Source organism: Isoptericola croceus (assembly GCF_029382255.1).
GTDB lineage: Bacteria > Actinomycetota > Actinomycetes > Actinomycetales > Cellulomonadaceae > Isoptericola > Isoptericola croceus.
On sequence record NZ_JARLLG010000365.1, the window covers coordinates 1 to 265 of the forward strand.

General features: G+C 49.1%; 1 protein-coding gene. It reads right to left on the reverse strand.

Annotated elements, in window-relative coordinates:
* The coding region (locus PZC42_RS24835) for a PWWP domain-containing protein (protein WP_277214246.1) at window positions 1-265 on the reverse strand (265 nt) is incomplete at both ends.

Here is a 265-nt window from a genome sequence, read left to right on the forward strand (position 1 = left end):
CTGCATTTTAGCTGGCTTGGGTCTAGGCAAAGTTGGATCTTTCTTCTCTTCTTCCTCCTCCTTCTCCTCCTCTAAGTCCTTCTCTTCCTTCTCCAGACAAGACTCAGGGTTGTTGGACTCACAGAGAGTCAAATCTTCCCCTTCCTCACTGATGTCAGCTCCATTGTATCGACTCCAGAAACCAAACAAGTTAACCCGCTCCTGAATACTGGTCTGTTCTGCCCTGTGAGCCATCGCTATGGCTGCCTCCAGCTTCTGATTAGAG